Origin of the sequence: Kitasatospora sp. MAA19, from assembly GCF_029894125.1 — a bacterium.
Lineage (GTDB): Bacteria > Actinomycetota > Actinomycetes > Streptomycetales > Streptomycetaceae > Kitasatospora.
In genome coordinates this window covers 1-1452 of the sequence record NZ_JARXYZ010000088.1, presented here as the reverse complement: position 1 = coordinate 1452, position 1452 = coordinate 1, and the positions used below count along the sequence as shown (strand labels likewise).

Annotated in this window: 1 protein-coding gene; it reads right to left on the bottom strand. The window is 69.2% G+C overall.

Features of this window, described 5'->3' with window-relative positions; genetic code table 11:
* Positions 1-7: 7 nt before the first annotated feature.
* A complete protein-coding gene (locus P3T27_RS40875) occupies positions 8-1357 on the bottom strand; it encodes an IS30 family transposase (protein ID WP_280686450.1) in 1350 nt (449 codons plus the stop codon).
* Positions 1358-1452 lie beyond the last annotated feature (95 nt).

Here is a 1452-nt window from a genome sequence, read left to right as displayed (position 1 = left end):
ACCGGGTTCAAGGGGTCGTTGCAACACCGCTGGCTTGGGGCGAGAGTAGCTGATCGTCGAGTGCCTCTGCGGGAGTCCTCCAGCCGAGTGTCTTCCGCGGCCGGGTGTTGAGTGCCCCAGCGATGGCTGCGAGGTCGCGAGCGGTCCAGCGGGCAAGGTCTGTGCCCTTCGGGAAGTATTGCCGCAGCAGCCCGTTCGTGTTCTCGTTCGTGCCGCGCTGCCAGGGGCTGTGCGGGTCGGCGAAGTAGACGGCCATGCCGGTGTCGGCCTTCAGCTGGGCGTGCTGGGCGAGCTCCTTCCCCCGGTCCCAGGTCAGTGATCGTCGCAACTGCTTTGGGATGTTTGCCATTTGGACCGTGAGAGCCTTACGCATCGCCTCGGCGCCGTATCCGGCCAGCGCGGGGCCGTTCTTCACCCGTGGCTCGACGCCGTAGCCTTCCATTCGCGGCAGGTGGACCAGGATCGTGAACCTGCTCGTGCGCTCCACGAGCGTGCCGATGGCGGACCGGTTCGCCCCGATGATCAGATCGCCTTCCCAGTGGCCCGCGACGGCCCGGGTCTCGACCTCGGCGGGACGCTCGCTGATCATCACGTCGGGCGTGACGTGACCGGCCGCCTTCCTGCGGGCGCGGGAGCGAGGAACCCGCAGGGCACGCCCTGTCCGCAGGCACGTGACCAGCTCACGGTCGAGCGCGCCGCGGCCCTGGACGTAGAGGGCCTGGTAGATCGCCTCGTGCGAGATCCGCATGGACTCGTCATCGGGGTGGTCGACCGGCAGCCGCTTGGCTATCTGTTCCGGACTCCACGCCGTCGTCCAACGCCGGTCCTGACGGCGGGGCTTGTTCCGTCCCTTCCACTGCTCGGTCGTGGGACCAGACACCGTCTTGCCGTCCGGCGCCTGGATCACGCCGGCCAGCCGGTCCTGGACATACTCACGCAGCCGCTCGTCGGTCGCGAGCTTGGCCGTCTTCGGCCGGCGAGCGGCCAGCTCGGCCTTCCACTGCGCGATCGAGGCCCGGTAGTCGAGTTGCCCGCACCGAGTGGCCGCGTTGCGTCGCAGCTCACGGGAGATCGTCGACGGAGACCGCCCCAGCCTGCGGGCGATCTCCCTCACGCCGGCGTCCTGGGCCCTCAACAGGGAGATCTCCTCGCGCTCGGCGAACGACAGATACCGGCCTGACAATGGGCTGAGCTGGATCGAAGGCATCCCGCCACGATCGCGGAACCACCGCGAACCGACGGGCCCGGACGCCCCGCATGCCAGCGCGGCATCCTCGCTCGTGAGCCCCTCGGCGATCCTCAACCAGAACGCGCGTTCCACGTCCCGACGCACCGGTGGCCGACCCGGCGAACGCATCGCCGGACGCCCCGTCACCTTCGTCGTCCACCCCACAGGCCGCCCCACCCGACACCTCCACGATCGAGGTGTTGCGACGACCGGTTGAATCCACC